The 19,079-nt window shown below is 67.3% G+C and carries 19 protein-coding genes; 9 read left to right on the top strand and 10 right to left on the bottom strand.

Translation table 11 applies throughout. From position 1 onward, the window contains the following. Window positions 1–3 precede the first annotated feature (3 nt). The 4 genes from PHA8399_RS08240 to PHA8399_RS08225 are packed head-to-tail and all read right to left on the bottom strand — an operon-like array spanning window position 4 to window position 4,877. On the bottom strand, window positions 4–1,206 hold the full coding sequence (locus PHA8399_RS08240) for a hypothetical protein (RefSeq protein WP_058285724.1): 1,203 nt from the start codon (window positions 1,204–1,206) through the stop codon (window positions 4–6). After that, window positions 1,203–2,171 carry a PP2C family protein-serine/threonine phosphatase gene (locus tag PHA8399_RS08235; RefSeq protein ID WP_058285723.1) on the bottom strand — a complete coding sequence of 323 codons (969 nt, stop codon included), beginning with the start codon at window positions 2,169–2,171 and terminating at the stop codon, window positions 1,203–1,205. The genes PHA8399_RS08240 and PHA8399_RS08235 overlap by 4 nt, the downstream gene beginning before the upstream one ends. Beyond that, a complete protein-coding gene (locus tag PHA8399_RS22785) occupies window positions 2,155–3,501 on the bottom strand; it encodes an FHA domain-containing protein (protein WP_058285674.1) in 1,347 nt (448 codons plus the stop codon). Before PHA8399_RS22785 ends, PHA8399_RS08235 begins: the two co-directional genes overlap by 17 nt. A gap of 11 nt (window positions 3,502–3,512) precedes the next feature. Beyond that, complete coding sequence (locus PHA8399_RS08225; protein WP_058285673.1) at window positions 3,513–4,877, bottom strand: serine/threonine protein kinase; 1,365 nt, start codon at window positions 4,875–4,877, stop codon at window positions 3,513–3,515. A gap of 420 nt (window positions 4,878–5,297) precedes the next feature. Here PHA8399_RS08225 and PHA8399_RS08220 point away from each other — a divergent pair, with 420 nt between their 5' ends. Both PHA8399_RS08220 and PHA8399_RS08215 read left to right on the top strand, forming a co-directional pair. Then, the gene (locus PHA8399_RS08220) at window positions 5,298–5,861 is read left to right on the top strand and encodes a biliverdin-producing heme oxygenase (RefSeq protein WP_145977008.1); all 564 of its coding nucleotides are present in this window, start codon (window positions 5,298–5,300) and stop codon (window positions 5,859–5,861) included. Next, the gene (locus PHA8399_RS08215) at window positions 5,854–8,433 is read left to right on the top strand and encodes an HWE histidine kinase domain-containing protein (protein WP_058285671.1); all 2,580 of its coding nucleotides are present in this window, start codon (window positions 5,854–5,856) and stop codon (window positions 8,431–8,433) included. Before PHA8399_RS08220 ends, PHA8399_RS08215 begins: the two co-directional genes overlap by 8 nt. 123 nt (window positions 8,434–8,556) lie before the next feature. Here PHA8399_RS08215 and PHA8399_RS08210 read toward each other — a convergent pair whose 3' ends face one another. The 3 genes from PHA8399_RS08210 to PHA8399_RS08200 all read right to left on the bottom strand — a co-directional run bounded on the left by PHA8399_RS08210 (window position 8,557) and on the right by PHA8399_RS08200 (window position 9,828). Next, the gene (locus PHA8399_RS08210) at window positions 8,557–9,072 is read right to left on the bottom strand and encodes a pyridoxamine 5'-phosphate oxidase family protein (RefSeq protein WP_027245959.1); all 516 of its coding nucleotides are present in this window, start codon (window positions 9,070–9,072) and stop codon (window positions 8,557–8,559) included. 1 nt (window position 9,073) lies between these two features. Continuing rightward, window positions 9,074–9,271, bottom strand: coding sequence for a CsbD family protein (locus tag PHA8399_RS08205; protein ID WP_058285670.1), 198 nt, complete (start codon window positions 9,269–9,271; stop codon window positions 9,074–9,076). A 191-nt stretch (window positions 9,272–9,462) separates the two neighbouring features. Continuing rightward, the gene (locus PHA8399_RS08200; RefSeq protein ID WP_058285669.1) at window positions 9,463–9,828 is read right to left on the bottom strand and encodes a hypothetical protein; all 366 of its coding nucleotides are present in this window, start codon (window positions 9,826–9,828) and stop codon (window positions 9,463–9,465) included. 229 nt (window positions 9,829–10,057) lie between these two features. Here PHA8399_RS08200 and PHA8399_RS08195 point away from each other — a divergent pair, with 229 nt between their 5' ends. Further along, the gene (locus tag PHA8399_RS08195) at window positions 10,058–11,467 is read left to right on the top strand and encodes a mechanosensitive ion channel domain-containing protein (protein ID WP_244270179.1); all 1,410 of its coding nucleotides are present in this window, start codon (window positions 10,058–10,060) and stop codon (window positions 11,465–11,467) included. An 84-nt stretch (window positions 11,468–11,551) separates the two neighbouring features. Here PHA8399_RS08195 and PHA8399_RS08190 read toward each other — a convergent pair whose 3' ends face one another. The 3 genes from PHA8399_RS08190 to PHA8399_RS08180 form a co-directional block, all read right to left on the bottom strand. Next, window positions 11,552–11,737 (bottom strand): PLDc N-terminal domain-containing protein, encoded by a 186-nt coding sequence (locus PHA8399_RS08190; protein ID WP_058285668.1) that lies wholly within the window; start codon window positions 11,735–11,737, stop codon window positions 11,552–11,554. A gap of 237 nt (window positions 11,738–11,974) precedes the next feature. Then, a complete protein-coding gene (locus tag PHA8399_RS08185; protein ID WP_058285667.1) occupies window positions 11,975–12,223 on the bottom strand; it encodes a hypothetical protein in 249 nt (82 codons plus the stop codon). Window positions 12,224–12,405: 182 nt separating this feature from the next. Further along, entirely contained in the window at window positions 12,406–13,338 is a 933-nt protein-coding gene (locus PHA8399_RS08180; RefSeq protein WP_058285666.1) for a LysR family transcriptional regulator, read from the bottom strand. 112 nt (window positions 13,339–13,450) lie between these two features. On the opposite strand from PHA8399_RS08180, the gene PHA8399_RS08175 reads away from it, so the two are divergent. From PHA8399_RS08175 to PHA8399_RS08150, 6 genes are all read left to right on the top strand, one after another. Beyond that, the gene (locus PHA8399_RS08175; protein ID WP_058285665.1) at window positions 13,451–13,921 is read left to right on the top strand and encodes a TRAP transporter small permease; all 471 of its coding nucleotides are present in this window, start codon (window positions 13,451–13,453) and stop codon (window positions 13,919–13,921) included. Then, window positions 13,918–15,216, top strand: coding sequence for a TRAP transporter large permease (locus PHA8399_RS08170; protein ID WP_058285664.1), 1,299 nt, complete (start codon window positions 13,918–13,920; stop codon window positions 15,214–15,216). The genes PHA8399_RS08175 and PHA8399_RS08170 overlap by 4 nt, the downstream gene beginning before the upstream one ends. A gap of 32 nt (window positions 15,217–15,248) precedes the next feature. Continuing rightward, a complete protein-coding gene (gene dctP / locus PHA8399_RS08165; protein WP_058285663.1) occupies window positions 15,249–16,241 on the top strand; it encodes a TRAP transporter substrate-binding protein DctP in 993 nt (330 codons plus the stop codon). Window positions 16,242–16,310: 69 nt separating this feature from the next. Beyond that, the gene (locus tag PHA8399_RS08160; RefSeq protein ID WP_058285662.1) at window positions 16,311–17,411 is read left to right on the top strand and encodes an NAD(P)/FAD-dependent oxidoreductase; all 1,101 of its coding nucleotides are present in this window, start codon (window positions 16,311–16,313) and stop codon (window positions 17,409–17,411) included. Beyond that, a complete protein-coding gene (locus tag PHA8399_RS08155; protein WP_058285661.1) occupies window positions 17,386–17,697 on the top strand; it encodes a (2Fe-2S)-binding protein in 312 nt (103 codons plus the stop codon). Before PHA8399_RS08160 ends, PHA8399_RS08155 begins: the two co-directional genes overlap by 26 nt. Next, the gene (locus tag PHA8399_RS08150) at window positions 17,684–19,078 is read left to right on the top strand and encodes an FAD/NAD(P)-dependent oxidoreductase (RefSeq protein ID WP_058285660.1); all 1,395 of its coding nucleotides are present in this window, start codon (window positions 17,684–17,686) and stop codon (window positions 19,076–19,078) included. The genes PHA8399_RS08155 and PHA8399_RS08150 overlap by 14 nt, the downstream gene beginning before the upstream one ends. Window position 19,079 lies beyond the last annotated feature (1 nt).

The raw sequence follows: 19,079 nt of genomic DNA, 5'->3' as shown, positions 1-19,079 counted from the left end.
GCGCTACCCGGGGGGGACTTCGGCCAGCTCCTTCTTCAGTTGGAAAAGCAGCGTCACCGCGTCGATGGCCGCGTCTTCGTCCTGTTCCAGCTGGCACAGCATCAACAGCTCCTCGCCGTCCTGGGCGGCGTCGCGGGCGGCGCTGACCGCGGCGCTGCCGGGCAGGGCCTCCAGCGAGGCGGACAGGCTGCGGATCAGGTCCATACAGTGCGCCAGGACAGGGCCTGCCTGCGGGCCGCCGGCCGCTTCGGCCTGGGCCAGCATGTCCTCGGCGCCGCTGTGCAGCTGGTCCAGCGCCGCGGCCAGGCTGGCGGCGGGGGCTGGCGGTGCTGCGGCGGGGCGGGCGGTGCTGACCGCGGGCGGCGGCGGAGCGTCTGCCGGGAGGGGGCCGCCAAACTGGCGGATCAGCAGTTCCGCCTGATCCGCATCCGAGGCGCGGCCCAGGCCGATCTGTCGCTGCACGTCTTCGGCCAGCTGCCTGCCGCCGCTGGAGCGCCACAGACCCTCTGCCGGGGCGCCGGCGGTCTGCGCCGTCAGGCCCTGGATGGCGGCCACCGGGTAGACGCCGAGAAACTCCTCTGCGGCGACCGGCTCCAGCGACTGGATCAGGCCGGGAAGGATGCCGCGCATGATCTGGCGGTCGGCCATGGTGAGGACCAGAAAGCTGTGATCCTTGGTGCTGTCGGGCATTGCCGACCACAGGGCCTGCTCGGCCTCGGGGAAGGTTTCGCTGCACCACAGGATGATGTCCGCCATGGCGGCGGCCTGCTGCAGCGTGTCCTGCTGGCGGCCGGGCGGGCCTGCCAGCGGGATTTCGCAAAAGCTGTGGGCGCGCAGCCGCAGGTCGGGCAGGTGCTGGCGCACCCGCAGCGCATCCGGCGGCACGGCGGTGTCTGCCAGGCAGCCGGCCTGCTGCCGGCGCGTGCCGGCAGGGGTGTCGAACACCACCTGCTCCTCGGGCCCGTAGCAGATCTCGACCGGCAGGCCCGCGGCGGCCCTGCCGATCACCACCCGGCCCAGAAGCATGTCGATCAGCGCCGATTTGCCGGTGCCCGGGGCGCCGGTGACAGCCACCCGGACCGGCTGGCGCAGCCGCTGCAGCAGCTGGCTGCCCCAGCCGGTCACGTCCGGCGGCAGCAGCCCGGTGCTGAGCGTGTGCTCCAGCTGGCCGGCAAGCGGGGTTATGTCTCGCTGGGAGAGGCTCACACCGGTGCATCCGTCTTGGTTTGGCTGGCGGCGGGCGCGGCGCGCCATGTCGCGGAGGCCAGCAGGGTCACGACGCGGCGGCCGCCGCGGGGGCGCGGAGCCGGGGCTTGCGGCGGGGGCGCGGGCTGTGCCAGGTCCCGCGCCGGAGCCGGGGCCGGTTCAGGGTGCCTGGCGCGCGGGTCGAAGGGTTTGATGACGCAGAGCGCGGCATTGTCCTGTTCGGGTGCGTTCAGAGCCTTCAGCCGCTGCATCAGCACCGCACCGATGCGGGCGCTGGGGCTCAGGCATTCGGCGGCCAGCACGGCGGCGATTTCGGCTTCGGGCAGGAATTGCAGCCCGTCGCTGGCGGCCAGCACGATATCGCCCGCCTGCAGGCGCACCGGGGCGCTGCGGCAGTCGATGCGGGGGATGCCCGCGCCGGTCAGCACCGAGGTGACGCAGTGGCGGTCCGGGTGGCTGGCGGCCTCGGCGGCGTCCATCCGGCCCTCGGCCACCAGGCCATCCAATTCAGACGCCATCGAGTGATCGGCGTTGAGCCGGATCAGGCTGCCCTTGCGGAACAGGTAGAGCGGCGAGTCGCCGGCCGAGATCCAATAGAGCCGGTCGCAAAACAGCACCGGCGCCAGCAGGGTGGCGCCCATGCCGCGGGCCTGGGGCTGATGGCTGGCATATTCGCCAAGACAGGCGTCGGCGCCATTGGCGGCCTGCTGCAGCACCGCGCCGATGGCCTGTTCCAGCGCCGCGGGATCGCCGGCCTGCAGCTTCAGCTCGCTGAACACCTCGGTCACCACGATCCGGCTGGCGATGTCGCCGGCCGCATGGCCGCCCATGCCGTCGGCCAGCACCGCAAAGCCGGTGCCGGTGCCGGCCGGGAAATCGGCGGCGACCGCATCCTCCTGACGCTCGCGGCGGCCCTGGCTGAGGGCCGTCGCGGCGTCGTATTCGATCTCAGCGGAATGCAGCATCTGCGGCATCGCTGTGTTGCGGCTGGTCCCAGCCGAAGTCGGCGCCGCACAGCGGCACGAAGCGCAGGGTGGTTTCGCCGATCCGGATCACGTCGCCCGCCGACAGCGCCTCGGTGCTGAGCACGGGGCGGCCGTTGCGGCGCACCAGGTTGGCCTTGCCGCCGTGGCCGATGAAGAAGGACTTCTGCTCCGGGTCATAGGCGATGGCGGCGTGGTTGTCGCGGGAGATGCTGTTGTCGCCGAAGTCGAGCCGCACGGTCTGATCCGCGCCGCGGCCGATCACGGTGACGCCGCTGAACAGTGTGAAGGCGGCGCCGCGGCCCGGCCCCTGCACGATGGCGAGCCAGCCGACGGGAAACTGGGTGTAGCCGGGCGCCGCGGCCTCTGCGCTGCGGGCAAACGGGTCGCTGGCTGCGGCCTGCGCCGGGCTGAACCCCAGGAGGCGGGTCTTGACCCGGCCCGCGCGGCTGGCGCCGCGGCCCATCGAGGGCGCGGGCACGTCAATCGGCGCGCCAGCGGGGGCTGAGATGGGTGCGGCGGCAGGGGCGCAGACGGCGGCCTGCGGCGCCTCCGCCGGGGGCGCTTCCCATGCGGGCTGCGCTGCCGGGGCCGCGGCAGCCTGAGGGGCCGGGGGGTCCGCCGCGATGAAGGCGGGTTCCGGCTGCACTGCGGGCTGCACTTCCGGCTGCGGGTCCGGCTCAGGAGCAGGTGCTGCGGCGGTTTCGGTGCGGTCTCCCATGGCGTCTGGGCTCCGCCCGGCGGTGTGGCTGCGCGTGAAGATCCGGTAGGGCCTGGCGGTGTCCGCGTCCGGCTCCGGCTGCTGCAGGCGGCTGAAATCCGGATCCGCCGCGAAGGCCTCTGCCGTGTCGTCGTCTGCGTCTTCCGGCTGGGCAAAGAAATCCTCTTCCGGCGCTTCCGCGGGATCCGCCTCTGCGGTGTCATGCTCCGGGGCGGCGAAGAAGGCGGCGGTGTCCGGGCGGTCCTGTGCCGCGGTCCGGGTCTGCTCGCGGGCGAAGAAGGCGGCAATCGCATCCTCCTCCGGTTCGGGCCCGCTCAAACCGGCGAAATCATCGTCCGGTTCACCGTCCAGGTCTGCCGCGGGCACGTCCGGCGGGTCGCGGAAAGCCTCTGTCAGGGACGCGGCAGCGTCCGGGCTGGCGGGGGGCGGACCGGGTTCCGGGTCCAGCCGGAAGCTGCTGCCGAGGCTGAAGGGCGCGCGGCTGCCGGTGTCCTCTGCAGGCGGCTGCACCGGTTCCGCGGCTGGGGCGGCGGCGCCGTCCAGGCGGACCCGTTCCCGCTTTTCGCCGATGATATCCTTGATGAACTTCATACCCATTCCCTTCAGTTCTTAACCGTTTGCGGGCTGTTGGCGGGACGCCCGAAGATCCTGCGCAAGCGGCCGGCGAATGTCGGCTTGTCCCGGCGCAGGCCCAGTGCCGGGTCCGACGGATCTGCCAGCGGTACCGGGGCCGCGCCCGGCGGCTGCTGCGCGGAAGGGGCAATTTTCTTGCGCCAGGAGATCGCATCCTCTTCTTCCAGCCAGGCCTCAAGGTCGGTGACCGGCTCGCCGAAGATGTTGACCAGCGGGCGGCGCGGTCCGGCGGGCGGGGCGGCAGGCGGGGTCTGCGCCTGGCGGGCGGAGCGGGGCAGGCCGGGCTTGAGGCTGTCATTGGTCTTGGCGACCAGCTCGGAGATTGCCGCGGCCAGCCGGCTGCCGTCGTCTGCGCAGGCGGCTGCCGCCGCGGGGGCCGCCGGGGTGGTTTGCGGGTCTACGGCCTGCTGCGGCGCGACTTCCTCCGCCAGGGCGGCGGCCCAGCCGCTGGCGCTTTGGAACCGTTCCGCCGGAAGCACCGACATCGCCATGTCCACGGTCGCCAGCAGCGCCGGGTCTGCGGCCCAGGGCCCGCCCAGCAGCGGGCGGCAGGGGTCCGGGGAGCCCGCCAGCAGCGCCGCCAGCCGCTTTTGGCTGGCCGCGGGCGGAGCGCCGGTGATCAGGTAGTAGAGCGTGGCGCCAAGCGCGTAGAGGTCGCAGGCCGGGCGCTGGGGCAGGTCGGGGCTGTAAAGCTCATGGGCCGAATAGCCGTCCTTGACTGCCAGCAGCATCGGCAGCGCGGTGCTGTCATCGGGGGTGCTGCCGCAGGCGGCGCCGAAGTCGATCAGCGTCACGGTGCCGTCCTTGCCCAGCAGGATGTTGTCCGGCGAGATGTCGCGGTGCAGGACGCCCAGCCGGTGCAGGCAGTCCAGCGCCTCCAGCGACTGATCGAGGATCCGGCGCAGCACCGGCCCGGTCAGCCGCTCCGGCTGCTCCTCGCGCACGGTGAGCAGGTCCAGCCCGTCGATGAACTCCATCGCGATATAGGCGGTCTGGTTTTCCTTGAACACCTGGTGGACACCGACGATGGCGGGATGCCGGGCGCGGGCCAGCAGATGCGCCTCGCGCAGGAAGGCGCGCAGCACGTTGCGGCAGGATCTGGCGTGTTCGGGGGAGCTGGGTTCCACATCGGTGCCGCTGCGGCGGCAGAGTCCCGCCGGATAGCATTCCTTGATCACGACGCGGCGTTCCAGGCTGTCGCGGGCCAGATAGGTGATGCCGAAGCCGCCGCTGAGCAGAGGCCGCTCGATCTGGTACTGGCCCTGCAGCAGCTTGAAGCCGCAGGGCAGTTCGCTGGCCGGCGCCGGATCGGCGGAAAAGATGTCATGCGGCACGGCGTCAGGTCCTCGTGGCGGCGTGGGGCCCGGGCAGAGGGCGCGGGCTGGCCTTCACGCTGAAAGCCAATTGCGGAATGTTCGCGGCAGCTTCCGGGCAATTGCGGCAGACCTGCCCGATTTCCGCCGCATTTGCGCGGAAAGGGCTGTAAACATTGGGTTAACGGCCTGCCGGCGACTTGCGTTGAAGTTAGTTAAACTGGGCGCCTAAAGGGCAGGCAGCCCGGCAGCAGCGGGGCCGGGCCGGAAGCCGGCCGGCCAAGTGCCCCGCGGTAAGGGCCGCCCCAGCGCGGCTTGCGCCGGGGAAAGGCGTCTAAAGCGTTGCAAAACTTTGCTTTTCCCCTTCTGGTATCGCGGCGGAAGCCCATTGATTCGGTTTTGGCGAACGCTATAGTGCTGCTGACTAGGGGGAACGGTTCCGTGGCTAAGGCCCAATATGAGAACTTGCGTGCCCGGCTGCGCGGGGACACGCGGCACTGCCATGCCGCGCTGGATGATCAGGTAACCCGGCTGGATCAGCAGGGCGCGGAGGGCTATGCGCGCTTTCTGCTGCTGCAGTGGCGGCTGTTTGCGGCGCTGGAGCCGGTGAGCCAGAGCGCCGCCTGCGCGCCGGTGATCCGTGATCTGACGCAGCGGGCTGGCGCGGATCTGGAGCAGCTGGGCCGCCTGGCGCCTGTGCCGCGGCTGCCGCTGGACCCGCATCCGCTGGCGGTGGATTACGTGGTGTCCGGCTCGCGCCTGGGCGCGAAGGTGCTGCGCAAGCGCTGGCTGGACAGCGGCCTGCCTGAGACTATGTATGCGGACGGCTATTTGTCGGCGCCGCCCTATATGGAGTACTGGCGCGGCTATGTGGCCCGGGCCGAAGCGCTTCCGGCCGGCGGCGCGGCGGCGGACCGGATTGTCACAGATGCTACCGGCCTGTTCGAATTTTGCTTAGAATGCATTGCTGCTGAGTCTGCCGAGGGGAGGGCGGTTCATGCCTGACGAAACTTCCAGTGCCGCCGAGGCGCAGGTGGATCTGACCACCTGCGATCAGGAGCCGATCCATATTATCGGCCAGGTGCAGAGCTTTGGCTGCCTGATGGCGGTTTCTGCGGACTGGATCATCGCCCATGCCTCTGCCAATTGCGCAGAGGTTCTGGGACTGGATGAGTCGGAGCTGCCGGGGCGGCCGGTGACGGATATTCTCAGCCCGCAGGCGTTGCACGATCTGCGCACCCGGATGCAGATGCTGCGGATGCAGCAGAGCGCGGTGCGGGTGTTCGGCTATGACCTGCGCGGCGACGGGCAGAGGTATGACGTCTCCATCCACCAGTCCGGGCGGCTGTTTGTCCTGGAGTTCGAGCGCCGGGCGGCGGATGCGCGTGATGTGCATGATCCGGGGATGGTGCAGGCGCTGATCGGCCGGGTGCAGCGCCACGATGCGCTGGACGCGATGGCGAAGGAGGCCGCAAGGGGCCTCAAGGCGCTGAGCGGCTATGGCCGCGTCATGGTCTACAAGTTCGAGGAAGACGGCAGCGGCACCGTCATCGCGGAGGCCCGCGATTCGGACCTGGAGCCGTTTCTGGGCCTGCGCTATCCGGCCAGCGACATCCCCAAGCAGGCCCGGGCGCTGTATGTGCGCAACATGCTGCGGATCATTCCCGACGTCACGGCGCCGGTCTACCCGGTGCTGCCGGAAACCGATCCCAATGGCGAACCGCTGGACCTGTCGCTGGCGGTGACCCGGGCGGTGTCTCCGATCCATATGGAGTATCTCAGGAACATGGGGGTTGCGGCCTCGATGTCGGTGTCCATCCTGCGCAATGGCCAGCTTTGGGGTCTGTTCGCCTGCCATCACCCCAAGCCGCAGTACCTCAGCTATGAAATGCGCACTTCGGTGGAGCTGTTTGCGCAGCTGTTCAACTATGAGCTGGCTCAGATGGAAATGGCTGATGAGCTGGGCGACATCGACCGTTCCAGGGAGCTGCATGACAGCCTGATGCCGCAGCTGTCCAATGGCTCCAACCTGTTTGCGGCTTTTGAAGACCTGTGCAGCGGCATCGGCGAGGTCATCCCCTTTGACGGGGCCGCGATTTATTCGGACGGGCAGTACAAATCCACCGGATCCGCCCCGGTGGAAGAGGAGTTCCTTGGGCTGGTGCGGTTCCTGAACACCACGCCGCCCGCGCAGGTCTATAGCAACAGCAACCTGATCAAGCGCTATCCGGCCACTGACGGGTTTGCGGACCGGGTGGCCGGGCTGCTGGCGATCCCGGTGTCGCGCAAGCCGCGGGATTATTTTGTGCTGTTCCGGCGCGAGGTGATCAAATCGGTGACCTGGGCGGGCAATCCGGAGAAACCCGCCGAACCGGGGCCGAATGGCCTGCGGCTGACGCCGCGCAAGAGTTTCGAGGCCTGGCAGGAGGTGGCGCGCGGCCATTGCCAGCCGTGGAAGCAGCGCGAGCAGCGCACTGCCGAGGCCCTGCGCACAACCCTGATCGAAGTGGTTCTGAAGCTGGCGGATGAGAACAACGCTGCCCGCAAGCGGGCGCAGGACCAGCAGGAGCTGCTGATTGCGGAGCTGAACCACCGGGTGCGCAACATCCTGAACCTGATCCGCGGGCTGGTGTCGCAGGGCAAGGAGTCGGTGAAATCCGCCGATGCTTTTGGCGAGGTGCTGGACGCGCGCATTCACGCGCTGGCGCGGGCACATGACCAGCTGACCGGCTCGGAATGGGACTGGAGCCCGCTGACGGTGCTGATCGGGACGGAAACCGAGGCGTTTCTGTCGGGCAAGGCCAGCCGGGTGTCGATTGACGGCGAGGCGCTGGAGCTGTCGCCCGCGGCGTTTACCTGCATGGCGCTGGTCGTTCATGAGCTGGTGACGAACTCGGTCAAATACGGCGCGCTCAGCGACTCTTCCGGGCGGGTGGAAATCCGCACCGCGCTGAACGGCGACGGCACCGCCGCGCTGAGCTGGCGCGAATGCGATGGCCCGCCGGTCCAGGCACCGCGGCGCAGGGGCTTCGGCACCACGCTGATCGAGCAATCGGTGCCGTTTGAGCTGCGGGGCGAAGCGAACGTGAAATACCAGCTCACCGGGCTGGAGGCGGATTTTGTGCTGCCCGCCCGCCATGTGCGCAAGGCGGAAACGCCTGCGGCCCCGGCGCCGAAGACCGGCGCACGTCAGGCGTCGGTTGTGCCGCGCCTGTCCGGCAATGCGCTGGTGCTGGAAGACAACATGATCATCGCCATGGATGCGGCGGACATGCTGTCTCAGCTGGGCGCTGAAAAGGTGGAGACCTGCAGCGGGGTCGAGACCGCGCTGAACCTGCTGGAGCGGGGCGGCACGCAGTTTGTTCTGGCGGACATGAACCTGGGGCCGGAAAACTCGCTGCCGGTGGTGGAGAGGTGCCGCGAGCTGGGCATCGCGGTGGTGCTGGCCACGGGGTACGGAGCAACGGATGACATCACCAAGCGCTTCCCGGGGCTGAAAATCCTGAAAAAGCCCTACACGGTGGAACAGCTGAGCGCGGTTCTGGAGACGATGGCCTTAGCCGGCAACGCGGGCTGACTGCCGCCGCCGGGCAGCGGACCCGCTGAATGGATCAGGGCTGAACGGAAAAGGCCCGCCGGTGTTGTCCGGCGGGCCTGATCGTTTGCGGCTTGCCGCGCTGGGTGCAGGTCAGGCCGCGTTTCAGGCCACGTCGCTGAAGTTGATCACCCGGTGAATGCCGACGTCCGGTTCGCTCACGTCGTCGCGCATTGCGGCGTTCAGCATCTTCAGCCCGACCAGGATCGGGTTGGAATCCGACGCCCAGATCGCAGCCTCGCGCGGGGTCAGCTGCAGCAGGGTGACCTTGGGATCTTCGCGGCCCTTCTCGAACCAGGCCGCCACCGGCGGGCTCCACAGGCTGTCGAGCTTTTCCTCGCTCTGATAGACCACCAGCGGGCCTTTGACCGAGGCGTGGTAATCGCCCTTTTGCGACTGGTAGCAGAAAGTGGCCTCCGCCCCCAGTCCGACCGCAGCCACCAGATCGGTGTCGGCGGAGGTGATGAACCAGATTTCGCCGCTGTCAGGGTCGGAAAAATGGCTCATCGGCTGGGGATGCTGGCTGCTGCCGTCGACCGACAGCATGCCGGTGCGGGTGTCCTCAAGGCGTTTCCACAGCTGGGCGGCGGCGTCGGCGTCACTGTCCGGTCTGCGGGCCATGTCAGAGGCTCTCCAGCATACGGTCGACAGTCTCGCGGATATCGTCCTTGGTCTTGCCCAGGCGCTGCTGCAGCAGCCCTTCCAGCTTCTGGCGCTCGCCCTTGGTTTCTTCCAGCTCGTTGTCGGTCAGCTCGCCGTAGGTTTCCCGCAGGCGGCCCTTCAGCTCGGTCCATTTGCCGGTGATGCGGTCGTCGTCCATGTCGTGTCCTCCTTGGGAAAGTGCAGGGGTCCGCCGCGCTGCGGCGGCAACACTAGGAGAACGCGGTGGCGGCTGCGAAGTTCCGTGATTGCGCGGTATCTCTGCCGTGCAGCCATCAGGCGAAACGGCTGGCCCCGTCCCGGACAGGGCCCCGGCGGCAGACAGGCCTGCTGCCGCCGGGCAAAAGGCGGTTATTCGCCCAGAAGCTGCATTGCCGCGTCCAGATGCGGGGTTGCGAACGGGCGGCTCAGCATCGGCAGCGACCGCAGCTCCGGCTCGGTGGTGTCGCCGTTGATCAGGATGAGGCGCCATTCCTTGGCCATGGCCGACTGCAGCCAATCGCGGGCGGCGGGAACGCTGAGCGGGAACCCGAAGAACACAAGGTGCGGCGGCTGTGCGGCGTAGTCCAGCGCTGCGGCAAGCCCGTCGAGGCGGGTCTCAGTGCTCACCGCCGGGTACCCCCGCCGCAGCAGGTAGTCGCTGATGTCCGCGGCCTCCAGGGCGTTGGGGGTCAGGATCAGAACGGGCGTTTGCGCGCCGGCGGCTGTAGTGCTCATTGGTCTTCCTCAGTTTTTTGAATGTGAGGAATGGCACCGACGTAGGGTCAGGCGCATTAAACTGTGACATATCAGCGGGATAAAATTTAAACAGGCGGCGGAGGTTCGCCCGGATCCGGTGCGGTTACGCTCTTGCGCTGGCGGTCTGCTGCGGCAAAGACTGGTTGGGCCCCGGTTGCAACTTGCGGGGCAGGTTTTTCATCAGGAGGATGCGGAATTGAGCCGCGACATGACATGTTCAACCGCGCGTGCAGGGCGCTGGCCCGGGGCGCGCCGGGCGCTGCTGGCGGGTTTGCATTTATTAATCCTGCTGGCGGCCCTGTGCCTTGGCGGCACCGGTGCCCAGGCGCAGACCACAGCGGATCCGGTGCAGACCGACGGGCGGATCGAGGTCGGCGACGCGGCGGTGCGCGACAGCGAAATCCTGAACCGGATCGAGAAGCTGCTGGCGGAAATCGAGGGCTACGGGGCGGTGACTGTGTCGGTGTCCGAAGGGGTGGTCCGCATCACCGGCGAGGTGATCGACAACGCCGCGCAGGACCGGCTGACGCAGATTATCAACCGGGTGGCCGGGGTGGTGGCGATCGAGAACGAGACCGAGATCAGCGGCACCCTGGAGGAGCGGCTGGCCCCGGCGATGGAGCGGATTGCGGCCCGGACCCGCAACCTGCTGGCAAACGGGCCGATCTTTCTGGTGGCGCTGGCCGCCTTTGCGGCGGTGGCGGCGGGCGGCTGGCTGCTGACCACCCGGATCGGCATCTGGACCCGGCTGGCGCCCAATCCCTTTATCGCTGATGTTTACCGGGCGGTGGCGCGGATCCTGTTCATCCTGACCGGGCTGGTGCTGGCGCTCGACATTATGAACGCCACCGCGCTGATCGGCGCGGTGCTGGGCGCCGCGGGGGTGGTCGGCCTGGCGCTTGGCTTTGCGGTGCGCGACACGGTGGAGAATTTCATCGCCTCGATCCTGCTCAGCCTGCGGCAGCCGTTCCGGCCCAATGATTTTGTCGATATCCAGGGCGATCAGGGCACCGTGGCGCGGCTGACCTCGCGCGCGACGATCCTGATTTCGCCAGAGGGCAACCACATCCGCATTCCCAATGCCACGGTGTTCAAGGGCCGTATCGTGAATTTCACCCGCGACCCGCGGCGGCGCTTCGGCTTTGATCTTGGGGTAGATGCGGATGCGGATCTGGCGGCGGCGCTGTCGACCGCCGTTGCCGCGCTGGACGCGCAGCCCTTTGTGCTGGACGATCCCGAAGTCGGCGCCTGGATCAGCGAGGTCGGGGATTCTAACGTGATCCTGACCTTCACCGGCTGGGTGGACCAGACCCGGGTGGATTTCGCCAAGGCGCGCGGCGAGGCGATCCGGGCCGCCAAGATGGCGCTGGAGGCGGCGGGCTTTGGCCTGCCGGAGCCGATCTACAGGGTCCGGTTGGACAGCGCGGCGGAGGCGACGCCATCCCCGGCCAAGGATACCGCCGCAAAACAGGCGCCGCGGGAGGCCGTCAGCGCGGACTTGCCGGAGGCCGCCGACCCCGAACGGACGGAACTGGCGGCTGCCGGCGCCGCGCGGCGGGAGCGCGAAGGACTGGATGGCGGCGAAAACCTGCTGGATGCGCAGCAACAGGCAGAGTGACAGGGCCGCGAGGCGGCGCTGCCGCGCAAACGGAAACGGCCCGGCTGTGAACAGCCGGGCCGGGACATGCCGTATGCGGCAAGATCAGATTTTTGCAGCAGAGGAGCGCGGCCCTGCGACAAGCCAGGCGATGAAGCCCAGCACCGGCAAGACAAGGATGACAAGCACCCAGACGATCTTGGCAGCGGTTGAGGCCCCGGACCCCAGAACCTGAATAATTGCGTAGATGTCGGCAGCAAGGACCAGAAGGCCAATCAGTCCATATTCCATTGTGTATCCCCTAATGATGCTCTGATGGCCCAACGCGTGCAGCCGGCGATTGTTCCAAATTTATTCGACAGGGCTGGTTTGCAGGGGTTTTTGCGGTCCCAGCGGCGGTGCCAGGCGGTCTGGCCCTGACCGCCCGCATTCCGCGGGGGCCGTGCAGCCCGATGCAGGCCGCACCAGGGCGCAAAAAAAAGCGCAGCGGCGTGCGCTGCGCTTTTTTTCCGTCCTGTAGTGCGCGGATTAGCCGTCTTCCTTGGCGTCTTCTTCCGGGCTCTGAATGTCGACGGTCGGAACGGTCACGGTCACGTCCTTGGTACCGGTCTCGATGTCGCCGACTTCGGCTTCGAACTCGGGCAGCTGGCCGCCCTCAATTTTGACATCGACGTCAGGCAGGCGGGTTTCTTCGGTCTGGTCGATGTCGACCATGTAAACAGCAAAAACCAGCACAAGAATGCCGGCGATGGCGGCGAAGATATAGGAAGGTTTCATCGTACTGTCCTTTCGGGTTTCGTCAGCCGGTCAACGCGCCGGAGTCCGCAAAGGTTCCCGCGCCAAGTGCCGCAGTTGCAGGTTTCCGCAGGGGCAGACCGGGTTAAGGCATTGGAGTCAAAAGAAACAAAATTACGCCGTGCCGCAGCATTTTCGTGGCTTTTCCGGGGCCGGGGCCGCGATCACAGGCTGAGACTGGCTTCGATTTCCGCCTGCATATGCCCGATTGCGGCGCACAGCCGCGCCGTGAAGGCCTCGGACGTCAGGGACGGGGTGGCGTAGCCGGGGGTGAGAATCGAGACGCTGGAACTGATTCGCGGCGTGAACCGGCGAATCGCCAGCCCTGCGGTTGTCTGGCGCTGCTGCAAACAGCCATAGGCGGTGATCATGTCGCAGATCATGTAACACATGCCCGCCGCCACAAACTGCAGGCCGGGGGCCCAGGTGCGCAACTCCAGCCGCTTGCGGAACCGGCAGCCGCTGCGCTGGAACGCGGCCTCGGTCCGGACCGTCATGGGGTGCTTTTCAAACAGCACCGCCATCGGTGCCCCGTCCAGATCCTGCGGCGTGATCTGTTCGGCCGCGGCCAGCGGATCGCTTTCCGGGACGATGCAGACGCTTTCCAGGTCGAAGTCCGTCTGCTTGATGGACGGGCGCGGCTCCGGGGTTTCGGCAAAGCCGATGTCGAACTGCTGCGAGGCGATCAAATCCTCGATCACATCCGACGACCGCATGATCAGCGAGACCTCCAGATCATCCTTGCCTTGCAGAAAATCCGTTAAAATCCTCGGCATGAACAGCCCGGCTGCCGCCGGGTGGCAGGCGACCCGCAGCTTGCCGGCCTCGTGGCTGCGGATCTTGCTCACCGTGCGCTCGATCCGCTCGATGCGCTCCAGCACGGCCTCGCATTCCTCCAGAAAGAAACGGGCCTCCGGGGTTGGGATCAGCTTGCCTTGCTCGCGGACAAACAGGCTGAAGCCCAGTTCCCCCTCCAGCGTGGAAATCATGGTGCTGACAGCGGGCTGGGTGCGCCCGACGGTGCGCGCGGCCTGGGAAATGGAGCCGCTGCGCATGACCTCGCGGAAGGTGAAGATCTGGCGGATCGAGAAGTTCATGGCATGGGTATCAAGGAAATTGATGGAGTCAGAGATATTTTCAAATTGATCTTATGCCCTTTGTCCAGCCAAATCCGCCAAACCCGGTGAGGGGACACCGGAAGGAGGACCGATGGATACATTCACAAAATACTTGCTGACGGGGCTGATCTGTCTGGTGGCCCTGGGCCAGTTTGTACAGGTGGTCACCCGGTACCTGCTGCAGATCCCGGTGATGGGGCTGGAGGAGACCATGCTCTACCCGACCATCTGGCTGTATATCCTGGGTGCCGTGAACGCCTCGCGCGAGGACACCCACATCCGCGCCAACGTGCTGGAAATCGCCATCAAGACAGAGCGCGGCCACACCGTTCTGGCGATCATCGGCGAAATCATCAGCCTGACCGTCGGCCTGTGGCTGCTGAGCTGGGCCTGGGAATACACCCAGTACGCCTGGCGGGTCTGGAAAGAGAGCCCGACGCTCTACCTGCCGACATTCTATTCCGAAGTGGCGCTCGTGGCCGGGCTGGGGCTGATGATGCTCTACACCGCGGTGCACCTGCTCCGCCATATCAACGCCCTGCGCGCGGGAGCCGCAAAATGATTGAAATCGCACTCCTTGCCATTGCCGTTCTGGTGCTGACCCTGACCCTAGGCGTGCCGCTGCCCTACTGCTTTGGCGCCGCCCTGATGATTATGTATTTCCTGGGCGATGTGACCATGAAGGGCATGATGCTGTGGGGATCCCAGCAGCTGGGCAACCCGGTGCTGCTGGCCATTCCGCTGTTTGTGCTGGCCGGCACCATCATGTCGGCCAGCGGTATTGCAGCCTCGCTTCTGAACTTCGTCAATGCCTTCATCGGCCATATCCGCGGCGGCCTGGGTGTTGTGGCGGCAGTCAGCTGCGCCATCATCGGCGCGATCTCCGGCTCTGGGCTGACAGGCATCGCCGCCATCGGCCCGCTGCTGATCCCCGAGATGGAAAAGCGCGGCTACCCGCGGGAATACGCCACCGCGCTGATTGCGAATTCGTCCATCCTGGGCCTGCTGATCCCGCCGTCTGTGACCATGATCGTCTATGGCTGGGTGACCGACACGTCGATCCTGGCCTGTTTCCTGGCGACCCTGGGGCCGGGCCTGCTGATCATGTTCAACTTCTCGGCCATGAACCTGTGGATGAGCCGCAAGTTCGACCTGGTGCTGGATGACACGCCCAGCTTCTCGGAGCTGGCGGGCGATGTGGCAAAGAAGGGCTTCAACGCCACCCCGGCGCTCTTGATGCCAGTGATCATCCTGGGCGGCATCTACGGCGGCATCATGACCCCGACCGAAGCCGCCGCGCTGTCGGTGATCTATGCGCTGCCGGTCGGCTTCTTCATCTACAAGGGCCTCAAGTGGAACAGCTTCCTGGAGGCCGGCAAGGAAGCCGCCACGGCGGTGGGCGCGATCATGGTGATGATCCTGTTCTCGATGATTCTGAGCCAGATGTTCGTCTATGAGGCGATCCCGCAAAAGATGGTCAGCGCGATCTTCGAGATCACCGAAAACAAGGTGCTGCTGCTGATCTTCATCAACATCCTGCTGTTCCTGGTCGGCATGGTCGTGAACGACGTCACCGCCATCATCCTGATCGCGCCGCTGTTGCTGCCGCTGATGCAGGCGATCGGGGTCACCCCGGTGCAGTTCGCCGCGATCATGGGCGTCAACACCGCGATGGGCGGCGTCACTCCGCCATACGCCTCGATCCTCTACCTTGGCGCGCGGATCGGCAATGTGAAGGTCACCAAAGTGATCCCGCCCGCGATGATCCTGATCCTGACAGGCTATGTGCCGGTGGTCTTCCTGACCTCTCTGTGGCCCGACCTGTCGCTCTTTCTGCCGCGTTTCTTCGGCTACTGAACACACCTGACACCTTAAGGAGGAGACTACCCATGAAACACTTTCTGACCGGCACCGCCGCCGCTGCCCTGATGTCGCTGGCGGGCCTCGCCCAGGCCGCGGATCTCAAGATGAGCCACGTGCGCCCGCAGGACACCACCATCGACAAGGAGTTGCGCGCCTTTGCAGCCCAGGTGGATGAGGCCACCGGCGGCGACGTCTCGATCAACATCTTCCCGGCGTCTGCGCTTGGCGATTACACCACCGTGCAGGAACGCGTCAGCGTCGGCGCCATCGACATGGCGACCCAGCCTGCGGCAGCCGCGGCGGACCGCCGGATGCAGATCAGCTCCTTCCCCTACCTGGCCAACACCTGGGCCGAGGCGCGCGCGATCTACGGCCCCGACGGCCCGGTCCGCAACGTGATGGCAGATCTTTACGCCAAGCAGGACATCACCATGCTGGCGGCCTACCCGGTGTATTTCGGGGGCATCGCGCTGAACACCGACGCCGTCAACCCGGGCGACCCGTCGCAATCCAACGGCATCAAGGTGCGGGTGCCCGGCATCAAGAGCTTCCAGCTGACCGGCGAAGCGCTTGGCTACATCCCGTCGCCGATCCCGTTCTCTGAAGCTTTCACCGCGATCCAGACTGGTGTGGTTGACGGTGTGATCGGCTCCGGCGCCGAAGGCTACTATGCCTCGTTCCGCGATGTGACCAAGACCTACGTGCCCGCCAACACCCATTTCGAGGTCTGGTACATGATCATCTCCAACGGCTCGCTGGCTGAGCTGGACGCCGAAGATCAGGAGGCGCTGAAAGCCGCCGCGGCAGACTTCGAGGCGCAGCGCTGGACCGTTGCCGAAAAAGAACAGGGCGATTGGGAGCAGCGTCTGGCCGATGACCTGGGCGCCAAAGTGGTCGAGCTGAGCGACGACGAACTGGCGGCGATGGCTGCCAAGGTGCGCAACGATGTCTGGCCGGTGGTTCTGGAAGACGTTGGCGCCGAGTGGGGCCAAGGCATTCTTGACCAGATCGGCAAGTAATCCCGCAGGACAGACCGGGGCGGCCGCGCGCCGCCCCGCAACCGCAGCCAACCCCGGAGATACGGCAGGATGGAAGCAGATTATGCAGTGATCGGCGGCGGCGTTGTCGGCCTGTCGGTGGCCTGGGGGCTGCTCAGGCGCGGCAAGCGCGTCACGGTGCTGGACGGCGATGACGGATCGTTCCGCGCCAGCCGCGGCAATTTCGGCCTGGTCTGGGTCCAGTCCAAGGGCATGAAGCAGCCGCGCTATGCCAGCTGGAGCCAGCAGTCCGCCGCGGCTTGGGCCGGATTTGCCGCCGAGCTGGAAGACGGCACCGGCCGCTCCGTCGGGCTGCAGCAGAACGGCGGCTATGACCTGCATTTTTCCGAAGAAACACTCTATGCCACCGTCGCGCAGTATGATGCGCTGAAGGACAAGCTGGGCGGCAACTACCCTTATGAAGTGCTGGGCCGCAATGCCCTAAGCCGCGAAGAGCCGCATATCGGCCCCAAGGTGGCAGGCGCGATCCTGCATCACCAGGACGGCCACGCAAACCCGCTGCGCTTGCTGGTCTCGCTGGCCGACGACGTGCGGCGGCTGGGCGGCACGGTTCTGAACGGCAAGACCGTCACTGGGGTCTCCAAGCCGGATGCGTTCAAGGTCCAGTGCAGCGATGGCACCACGGTCACGGCCGCCAAGGTCGTGCTGTCCGCCGGTCTTGGCGCGATGGAGCTGGGCCCCAAGCTGGGCTTCAAGGCGCCGGTGCGGCCGCAGCGCGGCCAGGTGCTGATCACCGAGAAGCTGCCGAAACTGATCAACCGCCCCTCGCTGATTGCCCGCCAGGTGGACGAGGGCGGCATCCAGATCGGCGCCACCAACGAGGAGGTGGGGCTGGACGACAGCGTGACGCAGCCGGGCCTGTCGGGCCTCGCCGCCGAGGCGATCGCGGCCTACCCGGCACTGGCCCGCGCGCAGCTGGTGCGCAGCTGGGGCGCGCTGCGCATCCTGTCGCCCGACGGGCTGCCGATCTACCAGGAAAGCCCCGAGATGCCGGGCGCCTACCTTGTCACCTGCCACAGCGGCATCACTTTGGCCGCGGCCCATGCGCTGTTCCTGCCCGACTGGCTGGAAGGCACCGCAGCCGCCCCTGATCTGGAGGTGTTCAGTGAAGACCGATTCCCCGTTTCTTGAGCTGGCAGGCGATGCCCCCCGCGTGCGGGTCTGGTTCGACGGCCAGCCGCTGGACCTGCCAGCAGGCGCCAACCTGGCCGCCGCGCTGCTGGCCGCTGGCGTGCAGGTGTTCCGCCATACGCCGGTCTCCGGCGCGCCGCGGGCACCGTTCTGCATGATGGGCGCCTGTTTCGAATGCCTGGTGGAGGTTGGCGGCCGCGTGCAGCAGGCCTGCATGCTGGATGTGGAGGAGGGCATGCGGATTGCCCGCCCGCATGAAGCGGAGGCAGATCATGCGGAACTGTGACCTCGCCATCATCGGTGCTGGCCCGGCCGGCATGGCCGCCGCTGCCGAGGCAGCCCAACAGGGTCTGAGCGTCACCCTGCTGGACGAACAAAACCGCCCCGGCGGGCAGATTTACCGCGAGGTGGACCGCGCAGGCGGTCCGCGCGGCGCCATCCTGGGGCAGGAGTATCTGCACGGCGCAAGCCTGACGGCGGATCTTGGCGCTTCGGGGATCACGCATCTGTCCGGCGCCGTTGTCTGGGCCATCGAGGAGGGATTCCGCATCTCCTTTATCCGCGATGGCCGCGGGGAGCAGCTGGAGGCCGCGCGGGTGATCCTGGCCACCGGCGCGCTGGAGCGCCCGATGCCGCTCCCCGGCTGGACCCTGCCCGGCGTGATGACCGCAGGCGCCGCGCAGATCCTGCTCAAGCAATCCGGCGTGCTGCCGCGCCGCGCCGTGCTCGCCGGGTGCGGGCCGCTGCTTTATCTGATCGCGGCGCAGATGGTACGTGCCGGAACGCCGCCGCTGGCGCTGGTCGAAACCCAGACCGCCGGCAGCCCGATGGCCGCAAGCCGCCATCTGCCCGGCGCGCTGCGCGGCTGGCGTTATCTGGCCAAGGGCCTGAAGATGCTGGCAGAGATCAAACGCGCCGGCGTGCCGCGCTACACCGGCGCAACGGACATTGCAGTGGCGGGCAGCACCCGGGCCGAGGCGGTGACCTTCCGCAGCAAGGGGCAGGCGCACCGCATCGCGTGCGATACCGTCCTGCTGCACCACGGGGTGGTGCCGAACACCCAGGCCGCGCGCTCGATCAATGTGCCGCATGTCTGGTCCGAAGCGCAGCAGTGCTTTGTGCCCGAAACCGGCCCCTGGGGTGAGACCGGCAAGGACGGTGTCCTGATCGCCGGGGACGGCGCAGGCATCAGCGGCGCCATGGCGGCTGAATATGCCGGGCGGATTGCGGCGCTGAAAGCGGCGGAGGAGCTGGGCCGGATCACCGCGGCGGAGCGCGACCGCTTGGCCGCGCCGCTGTTCAGCCGCCGCAGCCGGGAAACCGCCGTGCGGCCCTTCCTGGATGCGGCCTATCCGCCCTATGGTGGCGCCCTGCGGCCCGCCGACAGCACCATCGTCTGCCGCTGCGAGGAGGTCACCGCGGGCGACATCCGCAGTTTTGCCAAACTCGGCTGTCTTGGCCCGAACCAGGCCAAGGCCTTCGGGCGCGCGGGTATGGGGCCGTGCCAGGGCCGCTATTGCGGGCTGACCGTGACTGCGCTGCTGGCTGAGGCCAACGGGCAGACCCCGGATGAGACGGGGTACTACCGCATCCGGCCGCCGATAAAACCCGTGACACTGGGCGAACTGGCAGCGATGGAAGACCCCTCCGCCACTGCCGCTGAATAGG

Origin of the sequence: Leisingera aquaemixtae, assembly GCF_001458395.1 — a bacterium.
Taxonomy (GTDB): Bacteria; Pseudomonadota; Alphaproteobacteria; order Rhodobacterales; family Rhodobacteraceae; genus Leisingera; species Leisingera aquaemixtae.
Note: the sequence above shows the minus strand (reverse complement) of the source record. Positions and strands in the feature narration are given on the sequence as shown.